We start from the raw sequence: 19,419 nt of genomic DNA on the forward strand, positions 1-19,419 counted from the left end.
CCCGTTTGATTTGGGTACGCCACATTCAGGGAAAATCCAGCAATTGTCAATCGTCCAAAATGCTGTTTGAAACGCGACTTTGCGGTCACTCCATTGCTCCCTGAACGATCAACACGCCCCTGCATTCATAACCATTCATAGGATCTATATTTAGAAAATGCGCCCTAAATCTCCCACTGAATGGGAGAAAGAGCGACTACGCTGGGAAAATATCTGAAGAAGCCGCACAGTTTGTGCGACAGGGGTACCGCCCCATTCTGCAAGAGGCCACCCCGGGTGGCAGCCACGAGATTACCGGCCTGCCTGGCCATCCCCGCCCGATGCTGATATCGGGCTTTTTATTGCCGGCTGCCCGCGATTGCCGCGCGCACCCTCCCCTGGATGACTCAGGCCAACGCCTTGAGCACCGAGGCAATATCCTGCAAAACACTGACCTCGCCACGCTCGTTCCAGTACAGGGCGATCATCTGCTTGTCCGCCTCGACCTTGAACACCCCTGCCGGCAAGGCCTGGAAGTGCTTGAGCAGTGGCTCATCGACACAGGGCTCGCGCCACTGGTTGACCCAGTTGCCCGGCGCGATCTGCCAATAACTCCAACACACAGGCTGCCCGCTGCGCCGTGGCCGGTGATACTGCGGGCAAGGGTTGGGCGGCTCCTGGCCCAGCCAGTGCGGCCACTCCTGAGGGGCCAGTTGCATGGCCAGGCCCATGCGTCGCGCCTCCATGCGCAAGGCGATCAACCCGCTCTGGCGACGAGAAGGTCGCAACCACGCCAGCGGACTGAGAACTACCGCAAGGATTGACACCACTATCCAGACCGTCATATCTGTACTCTCGATTTTTGATGAGCGGGACCTGGGTCAAACCAACCCGCTTGAAACCAGCCATACTTGAAGCTATTGCAACCCTCAGGAGGAGCACCTCATGCCCTACCACCATATTCTGGTCGCCGTAGATCTAACCGAAGAGTGCGATCCTGTTATCCACCGTGCTCGCGAGCTGTCGGTGAGCAATGGAGCCAAGCTGTCCCTGGTGCACATTGTCGAACCCATGGCCATGGCCTTCGGGGGCGACGTCCCCATGGATCTTTCGCAGTTGCAGCAGCAACAGTTCGACCAGGCCCGGGAGCGTCTTGATCGGCTGATCAACAAGTACCCGGAGCTGACCAAGGAATACAGCCACCTGACCTACGGCCAGCCGCGCCAGGAAATCCATCACCTGGCCAAGGAACAGGAATGCGACCTGATCGTGGTCGGCAGCCACGGCCGACATGGCCTGGCCCTGCTGCTGGGCTCCACCGCCAATGACGTCCTGCACGGCGCGCCTTGCGACGTGCTGGCCGTGCACCTGGTCAAACGCTGAACCCGCCCCGAGGGTTGCCGGCTCCCAAAAGCTGGCAAGCGCACTGAAAAAAAGCCCGACTTTGCAGTCGGGCTTTTTTATCAGCAACCGGTCACTCAGGCATCCAGTTCGGCCCAGCGCTCGACCATCTGCTCCAGTTCGGCATTCAACTGCTCAAGGCGGGCAATTACCGCTGCAGTTTCCGCCGCCGGGCGCTGATAGAAACCAGCGTCGGCCATTTCCGCCTCGACCCCGGCGATCTGCTGCTCCATGGCATCGATCTGCCCCGGCAAAGCCTCAAGCTCGCGCTGCAATTTGTAGCTGAGCTTCTTTTTCGCCGCCGGCGCCTCCTGGACAGGAGCCGGAGCCGCCTGTACCGGTGCCACCACTGCAGAATTCAGCTCGGCCTTGCCGGACTTGTTCTCGGTCACCCCCAGCAACCGCGGCGAACCGCCCTGGCGCAACCAGTCCTGGTAGCCGCCGACGTACTCGCGCACCTTGCCTTCGCCTTCGAAGACCAGGGTGCTGGTCACCACGTTGTCGAGGAATGCCCGGTCGTGGCTGACCATCAGCACAGTGCCCTGGAAGGTCAGCAGCACCTCTTCCAGCAGTTCGAGGGTTTCTACATCCAGGTCGTTGGTCGGTTCATCGAGCACCAGCAGGTTGGCCGGTTTACTGAACAGCTTGGCCAGCAGCAACCGCGCACGTTCGCCGCCAGACAACGCCTTGACCGGCGTGCGAGCACGCTGCGGGCTGAACAGGAAGTCGCCGAGGTAGCTCAGCACGTGGCGGCTCTGGCCATCGATCTCGATGAAGTCGCGACCTTCGGCGACGTTGTCGATCACGGTCTTTTCCAGATCCAGCTGATGGCGCAACTGGTCGAAGTAGGCCACGTCGATACGCGTACCCTCTTCCACCTTACCGCTGCTGGGCACCAGGCCACCGAGCATCAGCTTGAGCAGCGTGGTCTTGCCGGTACCGTTGGCGCCCAAGAGGCCGATGCGGTCGCCGCGCTGCAGGACCATGGAGAAGTCCTTGACCAGGAACGGACCGTCCGGGTGAGCGAAGCTGACGTTCTCCAGCACCATCACCTGCTTGCCGGACTTGTCTGCGGTTTCCAGCTGGATATTGGCCTTGCCGGTACGCTCGCGACGTTCGCTGCGCTCGACACGCAGCGCCTTGAGGGCGCGCACGCGGCCTTCGTTGCGGGTGCGCCGGGCCTTGATGCCCTGGCGAATCCAGACTTCCTCCTGGGCCAGGCGCTTGTCGAACAGCGCGTTGGCGGTTTCTTCCGCCGCCAGCATGGCTTCCTTGTGCACCAGGAAGCTGGCGTAGTCGCCGTTCCAGTCGATCAGGCCGCCGCGGTCCAGTTCGAGGATGCGGGTGGCCAGGTTCTGCAGGAAGGAACGGTCGTGGGTAATAAAGAGGACCGCCCCCTGGAAATCCTTCAGCGCCTCTTCCAGCCAGGCGATGGCACCAATGTCCAGGTGGTTGGTGGGCTCGTCGAGCAGCAGCAGGTCCGGCTCGGACACCAGGGCCTGGGCCAGCAGCACGCGACGACGCCAGCCGCCGGACAACTCGGCGAGGGTCTTGTCGGCCGGCAGCTGCAGGCGGCTCAGGGTGCTGTCCACCAATTGTTGCAGGCGCCAGCCGTCACGGGCTTCGAGGTCGTGCTGGACGTGCATCAGTTTTTCCAGATCGGCGTCGGTGACGATGTTCTGGCTCAGGTGGTGGTACTGGGCCAGCAACTCGCCGACACCGTCCAGGCCCTGGGCGACCACGTCGAACACGGTCCGCTCGTCGGCCACCGGCAATTCCTGGGGCAATTCGCCGATCTTCAGACCGGGTGCGCGCCATACGGAGCCGTCGTCGGGCTTCTGATCGCCCTTGACCAGCTTCATCATGCTGGATTTGCCAGTACCGTTACGGCCGATGATGCACACCCGCTCACCACGGGCGATCTGCCAGGACACCTTGTCCAACAACGGCATGGCGCCGAAAGCAAGGGACACATCGCTGAATTTGAGCAGGGTCATGTTCTTCTCCAAAAACCGGGCGCGCATTCTACCTGAGTTGAGCCAGCAGAAGGCCGGGTATTTCGCCCACGAGGGCGCTCGCGGCACATTTGTTGCCAACTGATGCCAGCAGGCCGGCAAAGCTTTCACCGGTTGCTGGCAAAAGGCTAAGCTAGTGAGCAATCAGTGTTGGCCCTGTCGGCACTTGTCATGATTTCTCTGCCCGGATGTCTCATGCGCAGTCGCCTTTTCAGTGTTTTATCTTGCCTGCTTCTTTCCACCACAGCCGTCCACTGCGCCCAGGCGGCAGACCTGACTCTACAGCGCCAGTATTACGATGAAGCCAAGCGCGCCCTGGCCAAAGGCGATTCCGGCCCCTATTTCCGTTATGCCGATGCGCTGCGCGACTATCCGCTGGAGCCGTACCTGGCCTACGACGAGCTCACCGCCCGGCTGAAATCCGCCAGCAATCCCGAGATCGAGAAGTTCCTCGCCGAACATGGCGACCTGCCCCAGGCCAACTGGATGAAACTGCGCTGGTTGCGCTGGCTGGCCGAACGCGGCGACTGGGCGACCTTCACCAAGTACTACGATCCGAAACTCAACTTCACCGAACTGGACTGCCTCAATGGCCAGTACCAGCTGGGGCACAACCTCAAGGCCGAAGGCTACGCCGCCACCGAGAAGCTCTGGCTGACCGGCAAATCCCAACCTGCTGCCTGCGACGCGTTGTTCGCCCAGTGGGCCGCCGAAGGCCAGTTGACCGAACAGAAGCGCTGGCAGCGAGCCAAACTGGCCGCCGAGGCCCGCAACTACCCCCTGGCCAACAGCCTGGTAAAGAGCATGACCACCCTGGCGCCCCAGGGCCGCCTGCTGGTGGACGTGGCGCAAAAACCCGAACTGCTGAGCCAGCCCTCGCGCTTCCAGCCTGCCGATGAAGCCATGTCCGACGTGGTTGGCCTCGGCCTGCGCCGCCTGGCGCGCCAGGATCCGGACAAGGCCATGGCCCTGCTGGATGGCTATGCCAGCAGCATGCACTTTTCCCGTGACGAAAAAGTGGCCATCGCCCGCGAGATCGGCCTGACCCTGGCACGGCGCTTCGACAGCCGCGCCCTGGACGTGATGACCAAGTACGATCCCGAGCTGCGGGACAACACCGTCTCCGAATGGCGCCTGCGCCTGCTGCTGCGCCTGGCGCGCTGGGAAGACGCCTACCAGCTGACCCGCAAGCTGCCCCAGGATCTGGCCACCACCAACCGCTGGCGCTACTGGCAGGCCCGTAGCCTGGAACTGGCCGAACCGAAGAACCCTCAGGCCCAGGTATTGTTCAAGGGCCTGGCCCGGGAGCGGGATTTCTACGGTTTCCTTGCCGCCGATCACGCCAAGGCGCCCTACCAGCTCAACAACCAGCCGCTGATGCTCAGCCAGGCCGTGATCAACAAGGTACGCAACACCCCGGGTGTACGCCGCGCCCTGGAGCTGCATGCCCGCGGGCAGATCGTCGACGGCCGCCGCGAGTGGTACCACGTCAGCCGGCATTTCAACCGCGACGAAATGGTTGCCCAGGCCAAGCTGGCCTACGACCTGAAATGGTACTTCCCGGCCATTCGCACCATCAGCCAGGCCCAGTACTGGGATGACCTGGACATCCGCTTCCCCATGGCCCACCGCGACACCCTGGTGCGCGAAGCCAAGGTTCGCGGCCTGCATTCCAGCTGGGTGTTCGCCATTACCCGCCAGGAAAGCGCCTTCATGGACGACGCCCGTTCCGGCGTCGGCGCCAGCGGCCTGATGCAACTGATGCCCGGCACCGCCAAGGAAACCGCGCGCAAGTTCAGCATTCCCCTGGCCTCGCCCCAGCAAGTGCTGGACCCGGACAAGAACATCCAGTTGGGCGCCGCCTACCTGAGCCAGGTCCACAGCCAGTTCAACGGCAACCGGGTACTGGCTTCCGCCGCCTACAACGCCGGCCCCGGGCGGGTGCGCCAGTGGCTCAAGGGGGCCGACCACCTGAGTTTCGATGTCTGGGTGGAAAGCATTCCTTTCGACGAAACCCGCCAGTACGTGCAGAACGTACTGTCCTACTCGGTGATCTACGGCCAGAAGCTCAATTCGCCGCAGCCCCTGGTGGACTGGCACGAACGCTATTTCGACGATCAGTAAGCACCGACCCACAACAAAAAATGCCCGCAGCAATGCGGGCATTTTTGTATCTCCCCCAACACCCCCCAATACCAGTAGCCGCTGCCGAGCCTGCGACCGGGCGCGAAGTGGCCGTAAAGCGCTCGCTACGTTGGCGAGGACTACGTGCTCGTGCGCAGCCTCGCAGGCTCGGCAGCGACTACAGGGCTCAGGGATGCGTGGGCTCAGCCATCGCTGAATTGCAGGGCCGCCAGGCGCGCATACAAGGGGTTGCTGGCAATCAGTTGCTGGTGGGTACCCACCGCGACCAGCCTGCCCTGGTCCATGACCGCGATCCGGTCGGCATTCTTCACCGTGGCCAGACGATGGGCGATCACCAGGGTGGTGCGGTTCTTCATCAGGCTGGGCAAGGCTTGCTGGATCAGGTGCTCGCTTTGCGCGTCCAGGGCGCTGGTGGCTTCGTCCAGTAGCAGTATCGGCGCGTCCACCAGCAAGGCCCGAGCTATCGCCAGACGCTGACGCTGGCCGCCCGAAAGGCCAAGCCCGGCATCCCCCAGGTGGGTCTGGTAACCCTCGGGCATCTGTTCGATGAACTCATGGGCATAGGCGATCTTCGCCGCTTCCTGGACCTGGGCCAGGGTCGCCTCGGGATTGCCGTAGCGAATGTTCTCCTCGATGCTGCCGTAGAACAGCGCCGGGCTTTGCGAAACCAGGGCGAAGCAGCGACGCAAGTCCAGCGGGTCGAGCTGGGTCAGGGCCACGCCATCCAGCAGGATCCTTCCCTGCTGCGGGTCGTAGAAGCGCAGCAACAGATCATAAAGGGTGGATTTACCAGCCCCGGAAGGCCCCACCAACGCCAGAGTCTCTCCGGACCGGATGCTCAGGCTCAAACCATCGATCGCGAAGCGGTCGGGCCGCGACGGATAGGAAAACCGCAGCCCGTCCAGCTCCAGATCACCCCGCACCCGCGCCGGCAGGCTTACCAGCCCGTCGGCGGGCGGCTGGATGATATTGTCCGCCCGCAACAATTCGGCAATCCGCTCCGCCGCGCCGGCCGCGCGCTGCAACTCGCCGATCACTTCGCTCAGGGTGCCGAAGGCACTGCCGACAATCAGGCTGTAGAAGACGAATGCCGCCAGCTCGCCGCCGGAGATGCGCCCGGCAATCACGTCCATGCCACCGACCCAGAGCATCACCCCCACCGCCCCCAGCACCAGGACGATCACCAGGGTGATCAGCCAGGCACGCTGGACAATCCGCTTGCGCGCCGTGTCGAACGCCTGCTCCACGGTCACGGCAAACCGCCGTTCATCCTGGGGTTGGTGGTTGTAGGCCTGGACCGTCTTGATCTGGCCGAGGGTTTCCGAGACATAGCTGCCGACATCGGCAATCCGGTCCTGGCTCAGGCGCGACAGGCTGCGCACCCGCCGACCGAAGATCAGGATTGGCGCCAGCACCAGCGGCAAGGCGATGACCACAATGCTGGTGAGCTTGGGGTTGGTGACAAACAACAGCACGATCCCCCCCAGCACCATCAGCGCATTGCGCAAAAACAGCGACAGCGAAGACCCGATCACCGATTGCAGCAAGGTGGTGTCCGCGGTCAAGCGCGACTGGATTTCCGAGCTGCGGTTGTTTTCGTAGAACCCGGGATGCAGGTAGATCAGGTGATTGAACACCTGGCGCCGGATATCCGCCACGCAACGCTCGCCAATCCACGACACCAGGTAAAAGCGCACGAAGGTACCCACCGCCAGCGCCAGCACCAGCAGCAGGAACAGGCCGATGGACTGGTTCAACAGATGGGGCGATTGAGTCATGAAGCCCTGGTCCACCAACAGGCGAATGCCCTGCCCCATGGACAGGGTAATGCCGGCGGTAACTATCAGTGCCAGCAAGGCGCCCAGCGCCTGCCAACGGTAGGGAGCGACAAAGCGGCTGGCCAGATGCAGCGCCCGGCGGTGACGAGAAGAAAGCATGCTGTTCATCCATTGACGCACCGGCGAGCCGTTCGTTGCAGCAACGGCAACGAGATGAATTCGCAGGAACTTTGGTAAATCACAATGAGTCAGGTTGATTATGACCGCTGACACTAGAGCCTAGAGATTATCGGTCTAATCCGTGGCTGGCACTCCCCGGGCATTTCTGTTGGAGTGAAGTCGCCGGGCCAGCCCTCGCGGCGGTCTGTAATAGCTTGGTCACCCGGCCATTCTAGAGTAAGCACACAACCTGATGAGGAGACAGGCCATGTCCTTGCAACACAGCAGCAATGACAAGATTCAAGTGATCCGTACCCAGCCGAACCAGTCTCTGGGGTGTGCCATCATCGACGCCCAGGGTCGCGAAGTACCTATTACTGAAGACATGATCCAGAACGCCTGCCGCGAACTGGAAAAGCGACTGGTCAAGCCTGCTCGGCAAGATTGACACACAGCCTCACGTCCTCTTGACCCGGCCTTGCGGCCGGGTTTTTTATGCGCGGTTTCAGGCTTCCCTGGCACCCAAGGCACGGACGATCCGGCTCAAGGCCGCGGACTCGCCCTGGATGCGCACTTCCAGGCCGTCGATCTCGCGGCGCTCCGGATAATGCTTGCGCAGACCATCGAAGGCGCTGCGCTGCTGAGCTACATCGTCCGACAGGCTACGGCGAAAATCCGCATCGTCACGACGCGGGTCATACACGGCACGGCAGATCATCGCCAGGGCCCAGGCCGGGTCCGCATTGGCATTCAGGCTGACCTGAGGCACCCAGGGCGCCGGCAGCAAGGCCGACAGGCTGACCTGCTCGGCCTGCCCGAGGAAACGGCAGTAGGCCTGGTAGATCTGCGCCGTGCCCCGTTGCTTGCCGTCCAGGCTGTAACCGGCGATATGCGGCGTCGCCAGCACGCAGAGGTCCGCCAGGGAAGCATCCACCGTCGGCTCCTCCTCCCAGACATCCAGCACCGCCTGCAAGTCCTCGCGCTGGCGCAGCACCTCAGCCAGGGCCCGGTTATCCACCACCGGGCCACGGGCCGCGTTGATCAGCCAGGTGCCGTGCCTGAGCCGGTTCAGCCGCTGGCGATCCAGCAGGTGCCAGGTGGAGTCTTGACCGCTCTTGGTCAGGGGTGTGTGCAGGCTGATGACATCGCAACGCTCGAGCAACTGCTCCAGGCTGACATAGTCGCCGCCTTCCGCCGCCTGCCGCTGCGGATCGCAGACCAGCACATTCCAGCCCAGGCCGCGCAGCACCTCGATCAGGCGCCCGCCCACTTCACCGGCACCGACCACGCCATAGCAACGCTGCGCCAAGTCCACGCCTTCGATCTCGGCCAGGGTCAGCAGGCTGCCCAGCACATAGTCCACCACGCCCCGGGCGTTGCAGCCCGGGGCGCTGGACCAGGTGATCCCGGCCTGCTGGAAATACTCCAGGTCCAGGTGATCGGTGCCGATGGTGCAGGTGCCGACAAACCGCACCGGGCTGCCTTCCAGCAACTGGCGGTCGACCTGGGTCACCGAGCGCACCAGCAACACATCTGCCTGCTCCACGGTCGCCCGGTCGATGGCGCGCCCGGGGAAACGCCGGATCTCGCCGAAACCGGCAAAGAACTCTTCGATCAGGGGGATATTTTCGTCGGCAACAATCAACATGGCAGGCTCCTCTGGCGGAGCCGCAGTGTAGGCGCAGATGCCAGGCCGGGCTAGCGCGGCATGCGCGCGAACCGGCATTTTCACCACCCCCGGCGCTTACAAATCCACAACACGGGATGTTTTCCTGACTGAGATGTCAACGCGTAGACTGTCGCGTCCTGCGCAACACCACCTATGGACGCTACGCCCCGTGAATTCCGTGACTGACTCCCCTGCCGCCACCGCCACCAGCCGCCCTGCCCGGGTCGGCCGTGAACTGCATGACCTGCTGGTACTGGCCCTGCCCATCATGATTGCCCAGGTGGCCACCACCGCCATGGGCTTTGTCGATGCCGTGATGGCCGGCCGGGTCGGCCCGCGGGATCTGGCAGCCGTCGCCCTGGGCAACTCGATCTGGATTCCGGTGTTCCTGCTGATGACCGGCACCCTGCTGGCCACCACGCCCAAGGTGGCGCAGCGCTTCGGCGCCGGCAACCTGCACGAGATTGGCCCGCTGGTGCGCCAGGCACTGTGGCTCGCCGTGGTGGCCGGGATCTCGGCCCTGCTGATACTGATCAGTGCCGAGCCGGTGCTGCACCTGATGAATGTCGATCCGGAACTGATCAAGCCCTGCATGGGCTACCTGCACGGCATCGCCAGTGGCTTGCCGGCGGTAGCGCTGTACTACGTGCTGCGCTGCCTCAGCGATGGCCTGGGCCGCACGGTGCCGAGCATGGTCATCGGCCTGGGAGGCCTGGCCCTGAACATCCCCATCAACTACATCTTCATCTATGGCCATTTCGGTGTACCGGCCATGGGCGGCGTCGGTTGCGGCTGGGCCACGGCCATCGTGATGTGGGCCATGATGCTGGGCATGGCCGGCTGGATTTTCTGGGCACCGGCCTACCGCAAGATCCAGTTGTTCAGCCGCTTCGACTGGCCGCAAGGGGCGATGATCGGGCGCTTGCTGAGCATCGGCCTGCCCATCGGCATTGCAGTGTTCGCCGAATCGAGCATTTTCGCGGTGATCGCCCTGCTGATCGGCAGCCTGGGGGCCACGGTGGTGGCCGGGCACCAGATCGCCCTCAACGTCAGCGCCCTGATGTTCATGATTCCCTACTCCCTGGCCATGGCGGTGACCGTGCGGGTCGGCCAGGCCCTGGGCCGCCAGCAACCCCGCAATGCGCGCTTCAGCGCCGGCGTCGGCATGGCCACGTCACTGGCCTACGCCTGCCTTTCGGCGAGCCTGATGTTTTTCCTGCGTGAGCCCATCGCCACCATCTACACCACCGACCCGATGGTGATTCAGGTCGCTTCGATGCTGATTGTGTATGCGGCGCTGTTCCAGTTTTCCGATGGCATCCAGGTCACGGCGGCCGGCGCATTGCGCGGCTACCAGGACACTCGGGTGACCATGATCCTGACCCTGTTCGCCTACTGGGGGATTGGCTTGCCGGTGGGCTACGCCCTGGGCCTGACCGACTGGTTCGGCCCGGCGCGGGGCCCGAGCGGCCTGTGGGAAGGCCTGATCGTGGGCTTGAGCTGCGCGGCGCTGATGCTGTCGATCCGCCTGACCCGCAGCGCGCGCAAGCAGATCCGCATCAGCCGCTCGGCGGGTTAATCGAGCTTCTTGCGGATCCAGTAGAGGTAGGTACCTGCCTCTTCCTGCTGCGCTACCAGTTCATGGTCGAGAAACACGCAGAACTTGGGAATGTCGCGGCGGGTGGAGGGGTCGGTGGCAATCACCTTCAACAGCCCGCCCGGCGGCAGGTCGCGGATGTGCTGGTGCAGCATCATCACCGGCTCCGGGCAGTTGAGGCCGGTGGCGTCGAGGGTGCCGTCAACCGGCGTATCGATAATCTGACTCATGAATCACTCCTGAAACTGGCCGGCATTGTCGCGCAATACCGCCATCGGTTCATCTGTTGCTGTCGTTCCACGGCCCCGATCCTGCCGTAGGAGCTGGCCTGCCAGCGAAGGCATCCTCACGCCTTGCACCAGTGTGGGGCCTTTTTCGCCGGTAAGCCGGCCTCTACCAGGAAGCGGGTGGTGTTGCAGGTACTACGCCGATTTGGGCTTTTTCAGATCCAGGCGCCGCAGGTGGCAGGTGACTTCCTCGCGGTCGTGGTACAGCTGCTTGCAGCCAATGGCCACGCGAATGCCCCGGGCCTTGAAGCCTTCTTCGATGCGCTCCAGCAAGCGCTTCACTTCGGCATAGCGCTGCTTCATCGGCAGCTTGAGGTTGACCACCGCCTCGCGGCAGTGCCCCTCGCCGATCCAGGTCTCCAGCAGCGCGGCGTTGCGCGCCGGTTTCTCGACGATGTCGCAGACCATCCAGTCCACCGGCTGCCTGGGCTTGTAGGTAAAGCCGTCCGCCATCAGGTGCTGCACCAGGCCGGTGTCCATCAGGCTTTCAGCCATGGGGCCGTTGTCCACGGCGGTCACCAGCATGCCGCGGTTGACCAGTTGCCAGGTCCAGCCGCCCGGGGCAGCCCCCAGGTCGACGCCGGTCATGTCGCCATGCAGACGCTCGTCCCACTGGTCCCGAGGAATGAAATGGTGCCAGGCCTCTTCCAGCTTCAGGGTCGAGCGGCTCGGCGCTTCCCGGGGGAATTTCAGCCGTGGAATGCCCATGGGCCACATGGCCGAGTTGCCGGCATCAGCCAGGCCGACGAAGACTTCCCGACCGCTCTTGAAGGTCAGCAACAAGCGCGGCTTGGTCGCGTCGTCCACCAGCTTGCCGGCAGCGGCCAGGGCCTTGCGCAGGGGGGCTTCGAACTTCTTGCAGAAGTTGGACAGCTCCTTGCCATCGTTGGTGTCCACCACTTCCAGCCACAGGCTGCCGCACTGCGGGAAGTTGGCCAGGTAGGCAAGGATCACGCTGATGCGGTCGGTTTCCGGCAGGTCGATGAAACCGCCCCGGGCCCACTGCCGGGGAAAGATCAGCTCCGGGAAGCGCAGACCCTGCATCAGACGCTGGGCCCCGTCGTCCTCGGTGCAGATGAACTCGGCGCAGGCGGTGCTGGGCTTGGCCTTGGCATAACCGGCGACATTCAGCCGGGCCGCATGGTCGGCGATCTCGGAGCAGACTTCGCCCTCGAAGCCGGGCCGGCAATGGATAAACAGGGTGTTCATTGAATCTCCTGGGCAAATGGCGATGAATCGATGCGCAAACCTGCCCTGTAGCAAAGCCTGTCACGAAAACCGGCGCATGATAACCGAGTTCGGAACCTTGGACTGAGCCCAGCAGTCCAGTGATTAGCTATAAGCCCCAAACAGAGCTAGGTTAACTCTCTGTCCGTATCACAGGCCCGTAGCCGTGCGGGCCACAAGGAGTCATTCAATGCCATCCCTCGATAGCCTGAAAACCCTTAAGACCCTAAAAGTCGACGACAAGACTTATCACTATTTCAGCCTGCCGGACGCCGCCAGGAGCCTGGGTGATATCGACACCCTGCCCATGTCGCTGAAAGTCCTGCTGGAAAACCTGTTGCGCTGGGAGGACGACAAGACCGTCACCGGCGCCGACCTCAAAGCCATCGCGGCCTGGCTCAAGGAGCGCCGCTCCGACCGCGAGATCCAGTACCGCCCCGCACGGGTGCTGATGCAGGACTTCACCGGGGTGCCGGCGGTGGTCGACCTGGCCGCGATGCGCGCCGCCATGGCCAAGGCCGGTGGCGATCCACAGCGGATCAACCCGCTGTCACCGGTGGACCTGGTGATCGACCACTCGGTGATGGTGGACAAATTCGCCAGCAGCAGCGCCTTCGAGCAGAACGTCGATATCGAGATGCAACGCAACGGCGAGCGCTATGCCTTCCTGCGCTGGGGCCAGAGCGCCTTCGACAACTTCAGCGTGGTACCGCCGGGCACCGGCATCTGCCACCAGGTCAACCTGGAATACCTGGGGCGCACGGTCTGGACCAAGGACGAGGACGGCCGCACCTACGCCTTCCCCGACACCCTGGTGGGCACCGACTCCCACACCACCATGATCAATGGCCTTGGCGTACTGGGCTGGGGCGTGGGCGGGATCGAAGCCGAGGCGGCGATGCTCGGCCAGCCGGTGTCGATGCTGATTCCCGAAGTCATCGGCTTCAAGCTCACCGGCAAGCTCAAGGAAGGTATCACCGCCACCGACCTGGTGCTGACGGTGACCCAGATGCTGCGCAAGAAAGGCGTGGTCGGCAAATTCGTCGAGTTCTACGGTGACGGCCTGGCCGACCTGCCCCTGGCGGACCGTGCCACCATCGCCAACATGGCGCCGGAATACGGCGCCACCTGCGGTTTCTTCCCGGTGGATGACATCACCCTGGACTACCTGCGCCTGTCCGGGCGCCCCGACGAACTGGTGAAACTGGTGGAGGCCTACAGCAAGGCCCAGGGCCTGTGGCGCCTGCCGGGCAAGGAGCCGGTATTCACCGACAGCCTGGCGCTGGACATGGGCACCGTGGAGGCCAGCCTCGCCGGCCCCAAACGGCCGCAGGACCGGGTTGCACTGCCCAACGTTGCCCAGGCTTTCACTGACTTCCTCGACCTGCAGTTCAAACCCACCAGCAAGGAAGAAGGCCGCCTGGAAAGCGAAGGTGGCGGTGGTGTGGCGGTGGGCAACGCGGACCTGGTGGGCGAAGCCGACTACCAGTACGACGGCCAGACCTATCGCCTGAAAAACGGTGCCGTGGTGATCGCGGCCATCACCTCCTGCACCAACACCTCCAACCCCAGCGTCATGATGGCCGCCGGCCTGGTGGCGAAGAAGGCCGTGGAAAAAGGCCTGCAACGCAAACCCTGGGTCAAGAGCTCGCTAGCCCCAGGCTCCAAGGTGGTGACCGACTACTACAAGGCTGCCGGCCTGACGCCCTACCTGGACCAACTGGGCTTCGATCTGGTGGGCTACGGCTGCACCACCTGCATCGGCAACTCCGGCCCGCTGCAGGAGCCGATCGAGAAAGCCATCCAGCAGGCCGACCTCAGCGTGGCCTCGGTACTGTCGGGCAACCGCAACTTCGAGGGCCGGGTGCATCCACTGGTGAAAACCAACTGGCTGGCCTCGCCGCCCCTGGTCGTGGCCTATGCCCTGGCGGGCACGGTGCGCATCGACATCAGCAGCGAGCCTCTGGGCCAGGGCAAGGACGGCCAGCCGGTGTACCTGCGGGACATCTGGCCCAGCAGCAAGGAGATCGCCGACGCCGTGGCCCAGGTCAACACTCGGATGTTCCACAAGGAGTACGCCGAAGTGTTCGCCGGGGATGCACAGTGGCAAGCCATCGAAGTGCCGCAGGCCGCCACCTATGTGTGGCAGGACGACTCCACCTATATCCAGCACCCGCCGTTCTTCGATGACATCGCCGGCCCGCTGCCGCAGATCACCGATGTCAGCGGCGCCCGGGTACTGGCCCTGCTGGGGGACTCGGTGACCACCGACCACATCTCCCCGGCCGGCAACATCAAGGCCGACAGCCCGGCTGGCCGCTACCTGCGGGACAAGGGCGTGGAACCGCGGGACTTCAACTCCTACGGCTCACGGCGCGGCAACCACGAAGTGATGATGCGCGGTACCTTCGCCAACATCCGCATTCGCAACGAAATGCTCGGCGGCGAGGAAGGTGGCAACACCTTGTACATTCCCACCGGCGAGAAGTTGGCGATCTATGACGCAGCCATGCGCTACCAGGCCGACGGCACGCCGCTGGTAGTGATCGCCGGCCAGGAATACGGCACCGGTTCGAGCCGCGACTGGGCGGCCAAAGGCACCAACCTGCTGGGAGTCAAGGCAGTGATCGCCGAAAGCTTCGAACGTATCCACCGCTCCAACCTGGTGGGCATGGGCGTCCTGCCCTTGCAGTTCAAGCTGGACCAGAACCGCAAGAGCCTGAAGCTGACCGGCAAGGAAACCCTGGACATTCTCGGCCTCAGCGGTACAGAACTGACGCCGCGGATGAACCTGACCCTGGTGATCACCCGTGAGGATGGCAACCAGGAGAAGATCGAGGTGCTGTGCCGCATCGACACCTTGAATGAAGTGGAATACTTCAAGTCCGGCGGGATCCTGCACTACGTTCTGCGGCAACTGATTGCCTCCTGACGCTGCCTGAAAAAAACACCGCCTTCGGGCGGTGTTTTGCATTGGGCTGCCGTGCCAGGACGAGGTGGTTATACTGCGCGCCCGCCAAATCTGACTCACTGGTCGCAATGGCGACTACAGATCCGGCGCAGTACTACGTCTCTGCAATACCCATTCTTACGCAACAAGGATTCCCCATGACCGCTCTGCCATGGATGTACCTGGCACTTCTTTCCATTGGCTACGCACTGGCCCTGAGCTACGGGCAACTGGGCCTGCTGGCCGCCCTGTCGATCTTGCTGCTGTTGGCTGCCGGCTTTGCCGTGCGCCAGCAACGCAGCCGCGTCGGCCAGTACCTGGGCCACGGCCTGTTCGTGGTGCTCGCCCTGGCCCTGGCCATGCACTGGCTGCCTGGGTTCTACAATGGCCGGGCCATCGACCCGCAACGCTTCACCGACGATGCCGTGCCCTTCTCCCTGTACCTGAACCAGGACAAGCCGCTGATCGGCTTCTGGCTGCTGCTGGTATGCCCGTGGATTGTTGCACGCCGCTCCTTGCGCCTGTCGATCTGTGCCATGGCGCTGGCGTTGGCCTTGACGGCGATTGCCGCATTGGGCGGCGCTGCGTTGTTGGGCGTCATCAGTTGGGCGCCGAAGTGGCCGGAACAGGCTTGGCTATGGGTTTTGAATAACCTGCTTCTGGTGACGCTGGTGGAGGAAGCGCTGTTTCGCGGGTACATCCAGGGCGGGTTAAGCCGTCGGTTCAAGCAGTTGCCGTATGGGGAGAATCTGGCGCTGTTTTTGGCGGCGTTGCTGTTCGGGTTGGTGCACTTAGGTGCGGGATGGCAATGGACGTTGCTGGCGACTATTGCTGGCGTCGGGTATGGACTAGCGTATCGGTTCGGGGGGTTGGGGGCCGCGGTTGTTACGCATTTCGGGCTGAATTTGCTGCATTTTGGGTTGTTTACTTATCCGATGTTGGCTTGAACCTGCAGCGTCAAAAAACGTTCAAAGCGCATGCTGCAAGGCCCAGGCACGCACCAAGATTGATATAGTGTCAGAAGGATTAACAAGCGCCATTTTATTGAATGTGCAAAACGGACTCTAAGCCATCGAAGGAGAGGCGGTGTGACGGCGAAAAATGTACTGGTTATTGGGGGCGCCGGTTATATAGGTTCTCACATGGTGAGAATGCTGACTGAAGAGGGCTTGGGAGCCGTCGTGCTCGACGACCTGAGTTCCGGGTTTGCCGACACCGTGCCTCAGAGCGTGCCTCTTATTGTCGGGGACGCTGGTAATCGCGAACTCCTCGAGCAAATTTTTCAGGAACATGAGATCGACGCAGTAATGCATTTTGCTTCCTACATTCAAGTGGGGGAATCGGTCCTGCAGCCTGCGAAGTATTACGAGAACAATCTGAGCAAGACCCTCGCCTTGCTGGCGAGCATGGCGCACCATCAGATCAAGAACTTCATATTTTCATCTACTGCGGCCATTTTTGGGAGCCCTACCAATGGCGCTATTTGCGAGGCTCACCAAACCGTTCCGATAAATCCTTATGGCCGATCCAAGCTCGCAGTCGAGCAGGTTCTACCTGATTACGAACAGGCCTACGGTATACGTCACGTGTGCCTGCGGTACTTTAACGCTGCAGGCGCTCAACCAGACGGTTCGCTAGGCGAGCGCCATGAGCCGGAAACGCACTTGATACCTTTGGCAATCAATGCCGCCCTGGGCAACGGCCCTTCGCTGAAAATTTTTGGCGATGACTACTCAACTGCCGATGGCACATGCGTGCGCGACTACATTCACGTCTGCGACATAGCCGCCGCCCACCTGTCGGCATTGAATCATTTGCGAAATCAGGGCGACTCCCTGAAGCTGAACCTGGGGAACGGCGCCGGCTATAGCGTTAAAGATGTTCTGAATAGCGTGCAACGAATCACTCGCCAGGCAGTTCCTCATGAGTTTGTAGCCAGGCGCATGGGCGACCCATCAGTGCTCGTCGCGGACTCCGCACAGGCAAGGAAGGCTTTGAACTGGACCCCACGTTACCCTGCTTTAGACGATATCATTGCCCATGCCTATGCATGGCATTCGTCCATGTAACGCAAATGACGCAATCTTTTCAGAATTAAGGATGAATCAATGGCAGGGCCAACATTATCTGTAGTCATTCCTTGTTATAACGAGGAAGACGGGATTCTCGAGTTGCACCGACGAGTTACCGCCGTCTGTACAGAGCAACTTAACGATGACTACGAACTCGTCCTGATCAATGATGGATCCAGGGATTCAACGTGGAAAATCATGCAGGATCTGTCGCAAATTGATCGCCGCGTGGTTGCCATCAATCTCTCACGCAACCATGGTCATCAACTTGCATTGTCAGCCGGCTTGCAACTCTGTCGGGGCAATCGGGTTTTCATCCTCGACGCCGACCTTCAGGATCCTCCAGAACTGCTATCAAAAATGATGGAACGAATGGACCACGGATGCGACGTTGTCTACGGCCAGCGGATTAAACGCGACGGCGAGACGATGTTCAAAAAGGCTTCGGCTCACTTCTTCTATCGCATGCTTAACCGGATGGTAGACATCGACATCCCTGCAGATACCGGGGACTTCCGCCTGATGAGTCGTCGAGCCGTCGACTTGCTGAACGGAATGCCTGAGCATCATCGCTTTATTCGCGGAATGGTCAGTTGGATCGGTCTTAAGCAAGAAGCCCTTCCCTATGAGCGCGCAGCACGATTCGCCGGGGAAACAAAGTACCCGTTGTCGAAGATGATTAAGTTTGCAATAGATGCAATCACCGGATTCTCTGTACGCCCTTTGCGCATGGCATCGTATTTAGGCATTGGCTTCGGGGCGGCCACAGTACTGCTATTGGGTTATGTGTTGCTTCACTACTTCACAGGCAACAGTGTAGAAGGATGGACATCCCTGGCAGTGATCATGCTGGCGCTGGGCAGCATGCAGTTATTTGTTGCTGGTGTCATGGGAGAGTATTTGGGAAGACTCTATATAGAAACCAAAGGCCGACCTTTGTTTATTATTCAAGAGATAGTCTCATCTCTGGACAAGGAGATCAAAACGGAGCCCAACAAGGAGACATCGAATTGAGCGATAATATCAACCCGGATAAAGATCAACGCGTACGTGCCGAATTCGATCTACTTGCTGACGAGTACCATGATCAGCATAAAGAGAACGTCGCAATTACCGGCGAAAACCCGGAGTTTTTTTCTGAATACAAAATTGCAGACTTGGCAGCGCTAGTAGCAGATCAAAAACTGCCCTCGGCCTCTGTTTTTGACTTCGGCAGCGGTATCGGAAACTCATTACCCTTCTTCAGAAAATATTTCCCTGGCAGTGCGATTACTTGCGGGGATGTCTCATCTCGCAGTATTGAAATCGCAAAAATCAGATTCCCCGGTGACGAAAGATACGTACAGATTGAAAACACTATCCCTTTGCCTACACACAGCCAGGATATCGTATTCACAGCTTGCGTCTTTCACCATATACCGCACGAAGACCATGATCACTGGTTAAAGGAGTTGCTACGTATCACCAAACCAGGAGGAATTCTAACGATATATGAGCATAACCCGCTGAATCCACTGACCGTAAAAGCGGTGAACACCTGCCCCCTTGATGTAAACGCAAAACTGATTCTGGGGCGGACTATGGCGAAGCGCGCAACTGCCGGTGGCTGGGCAAAACCCAGCGTTGACTACAAACTTTTCTTTCCGGCCTTCTTGAGCTATCTGCGCCCGCTGGAGCGGAAGTTGAATTGGCTCGCACTAGGTGCTCAGTACCGTATGTCTGCGCGAGCGCCAGAATGATTGCACTGGCCATTCAGACGATGAAATTCTTACTTGTCGGCGTGTTAAACACGCTGACAGGTTTGGCCGCTATCTATGCAATCATGTACTTTACATCCCTCGGCCCGCTGACGGCTAATGCTGTGGGTTATGCCGTAGGCTTGGCCATTAGCTTTATCCTGAATAGCATCTGGACATTTAAAAGCACGAACCCTGCGAGGCACTCGTTCCCTAAATATATACTGTGCGCCATTATCGCCTATTTATTGAACGCAGCTGCAGTGTTACTCGCGTTAAACGCCCTGAAAATCAATCCTTACATTGCGCAACTCTGTGGAATAGTAATTTACAGCACCGTGATGTTCATCGCCTGCAAATTATTCATCTTCAAAAATAACGCAAGTTAAAAAAACACAAGGTAC

The 19,419-nt window shown here is 61.1% G+C and carries 16 protein-coding genes; 10 read left to right on the top strand and 6 right to left on the bottom strand.

Features of this window, described 5'->3' with window-relative positions; all coding sequences use genetic code 11:
- Positions 1-386: 386 nt before the first annotated feature.
- A complete protein-coding gene (locus AC1RCO_RS29920) occupies positions 387-824 on the bottom strand; it encodes a hypothetical protein (protein WP_015634809.1) in 438 nt (145 codons plus the stop codon).
- 100 nt (positions 825-924) lie between these two features.
- Here AC1RCO_RS29920 and AC1RCO_RS29925 point away from each other — a divergent pair, with 100 nt between their 5' ends.
- Positions 925-1,362: a universal stress protein gene (locus AC1RCO_RS29925; RefSeq protein ID WP_011060258.1), complete on the top strand. Its 438-nt coding sequence runs from the start codon at positions 925-927 to the stop codon at positions 1,360-1,362.
- A 95-nt stretch (positions 1,363-1,457) separates the two neighbouring features.
- Here the strand turns inward: AC1RCO_RS29925 and AC1RCO_RS29930 are convergent, their stop codons facing one another.
- Positions 1,458-3,377, bottom strand: coding sequence for an ATP-binding cassette domain-containing protein (locus tag AC1RCO_RS29930; protein ID WP_015634808.1), 1,920 nt, complete (start codon positions 3,375-3,377; stop codon positions 1,458-1,460).
- Positions 3,378-3,590: 213 nt separating this feature from the next.
- On the opposite strand from AC1RCO_RS29930, the gene AC1RCO_RS29935 reads away from it, so the two are divergent.
- Entirely contained in the window at positions 3,591-5,519 is a 1,929-nt protein-coding gene (locus AC1RCO_RS29935) for a transglycosylase SLT domain-containing protein (protein WP_011060256.1), read from the top strand.
- 203 nt (positions 5,520-5,722) lie between these two features.
- Here the strand turns inward: AC1RCO_RS29935 and AC1RCO_RS29940 are convergent, their stop codons facing one another.
- Entirely contained in the window at positions 5,723-7,486 is a 1,764-nt protein-coding gene (locus tag AC1RCO_RS29940) for an ABC transporter transmembrane domain-containing protein (protein WP_161466694.1), read from the bottom strand.
- 259 nt (positions 7,487-7,745) lie between these two features.
- On the opposite strand from AC1RCO_RS29940, the gene AC1RCO_RS29945 reads away from it, so the two are divergent.
- Positions 7,746-7,925: a PA1571 family protein gene (locus tag AC1RCO_RS29945; RefSeq protein WP_011060254.1), complete on the top strand. Its 180-nt coding sequence runs from the start codon at positions 7,746-7,748 to the stop codon at positions 7,923-7,925.
- Between the two features lie 57 nt (positions 7,926-7,982).
- Here the strand turns inward: AC1RCO_RS29945 and pdxB are convergent, their stop codons facing one another.
- A complete protein-coding gene (gene pdxB / locus AC1RCO_RS29950) occupies positions 7,983-9,125 on the bottom strand; it encodes a 4-phosphoerythronate dehydrogenase PdxB (RefSeq protein WP_053157146.1) in 1,143 nt (380 codons plus the stop codon).
- Positions 9,126-9,315: 190 nt separating this feature from the next.
- On the opposite strand from pdxB, the gene AC1RCO_RS29955 reads away from it, so the two are divergent.
- Positions 9,316-10,725 (top strand): MATE family efflux transporter, encoded by a 1,410-nt coding sequence (locus tag AC1RCO_RS29955; RefSeq protein ID WP_019093726.1) that lies wholly within the window; start codon positions 9,316-9,318, stop codon positions 10,723-10,725.
- On the opposite strand, the gene tusA is transcribed toward AC1RCO_RS29955, so the two are convergent.
- Together tusA and rlmM are read right to left on the bottom strand one after the other, a co-directional pair.
- Complete coding sequence (gene tusA / locus AC1RCO_RS29960) at positions 10,722-10,973, bottom strand: sulfurtransferase TusA (protein ID WP_011060251.1); 252 nt, start codon at positions 10,971-10,973, stop codon at positions 10,722-10,724. The two genes, AC1RCO_RS29955 and tusA, sit on opposite strands and share 4 nt — an antisense overlap.
- A gap of 192 nt (positions 10,974-11,165) precedes the next feature.
- Complete coding sequence (rlmM, locus tag AC1RCO_RS29965) at positions 11,166-12,239, bottom strand: 23S rRNA (cytidine(2498)-2'-O)-methyltransferase RlmM (protein WP_077933658.1); 1,074 nt, start codon at positions 12,237-12,239, stop codon at positions 11,166-11,168.
- A 208-nt stretch (positions 12,240-12,447) separates the two neighbouring features.
- Here rlmM and acnA point away from each other — a divergent pair, with 208 nt between their 5' ends.
- From acnA to AC1RCO_RS29995, 6 genes are all read left to right on the top strand, one after another.
- Positions 12,448-15,189 carry an aconitate hydratase AcnA gene (acnA, locus tag AC1RCO_RS29970; RefSeq protein WP_492618334.1) on the top strand — a complete coding sequence of 914 codons (2,742 nt, stop codon included), beginning with the start codon at positions 12,448-12,450 and terminating at the stop codon, positions 15,187-15,189.
- Positions 15,190-15,365: 176 nt separating this feature from the next.
- Positions 15,366-16,154 carry a CPBP family intramembrane glutamic endopeptidase gene (locus AC1RCO_RS29975; protein ID WP_065363460.1) on the top strand — a complete coding sequence of 263 codons (789 nt, stop codon included), beginning with the start codon at positions 15,366-15,368 and terminating at the stop codon, positions 16,152-16,154.
- Positions 16,155-16,295: 141 nt separating this feature from the next.
- The gene (gene galE, locus AC1RCO_RS29980; RefSeq protein WP_041752059.1) at positions 16,296-17,276 is read left to right on the top strand and encodes a UDP-glucose 4-epimerase GalE; all 981 of its coding nucleotides are present in this window, start codon (positions 16,296-16,298) and stop codon (positions 17,274-17,276) included.
- Positions 17,277-17,315: 39 nt separating this feature from the next.
- Complete coding sequence (locus tag AC1RCO_RS29985; protein ID WP_015634800.1) at positions 17,316-18,293, top strand: glycosyltransferase family 2 protein; 978 nt, start codon at positions 17,316-17,318, stop codon at positions 18,291-18,293.
- A complete protein-coding gene (locus AC1RCO_RS29990; RefSeq protein ID WP_015634799.1) occupies positions 18,290-19,018 on the top strand; it encodes a class I SAM-dependent methyltransferase in 729 nt (242 codons plus the stop codon). The genes AC1RCO_RS29985 and AC1RCO_RS29990 overlap by 4 nt, the downstream gene beginning before the upstream one ends.
- A complete protein-coding gene (locus tag AC1RCO_RS29995) occupies positions 19,015-19,404 on the top strand; it encodes a GtrA family protein (RefSeq protein WP_041752057.1) in 390 nt (129 codons plus the stop codon). The genes AC1RCO_RS29990 and AC1RCO_RS29995 overlap by 4 nt, the downstream gene beginning before the upstream one ends.
- Positions 19,405-19,419: the final 15 nt, after the last annotated feature.

Source organism: Pseudomonas sp. GW823-FHT03E05, assembly GCF_058796855.1.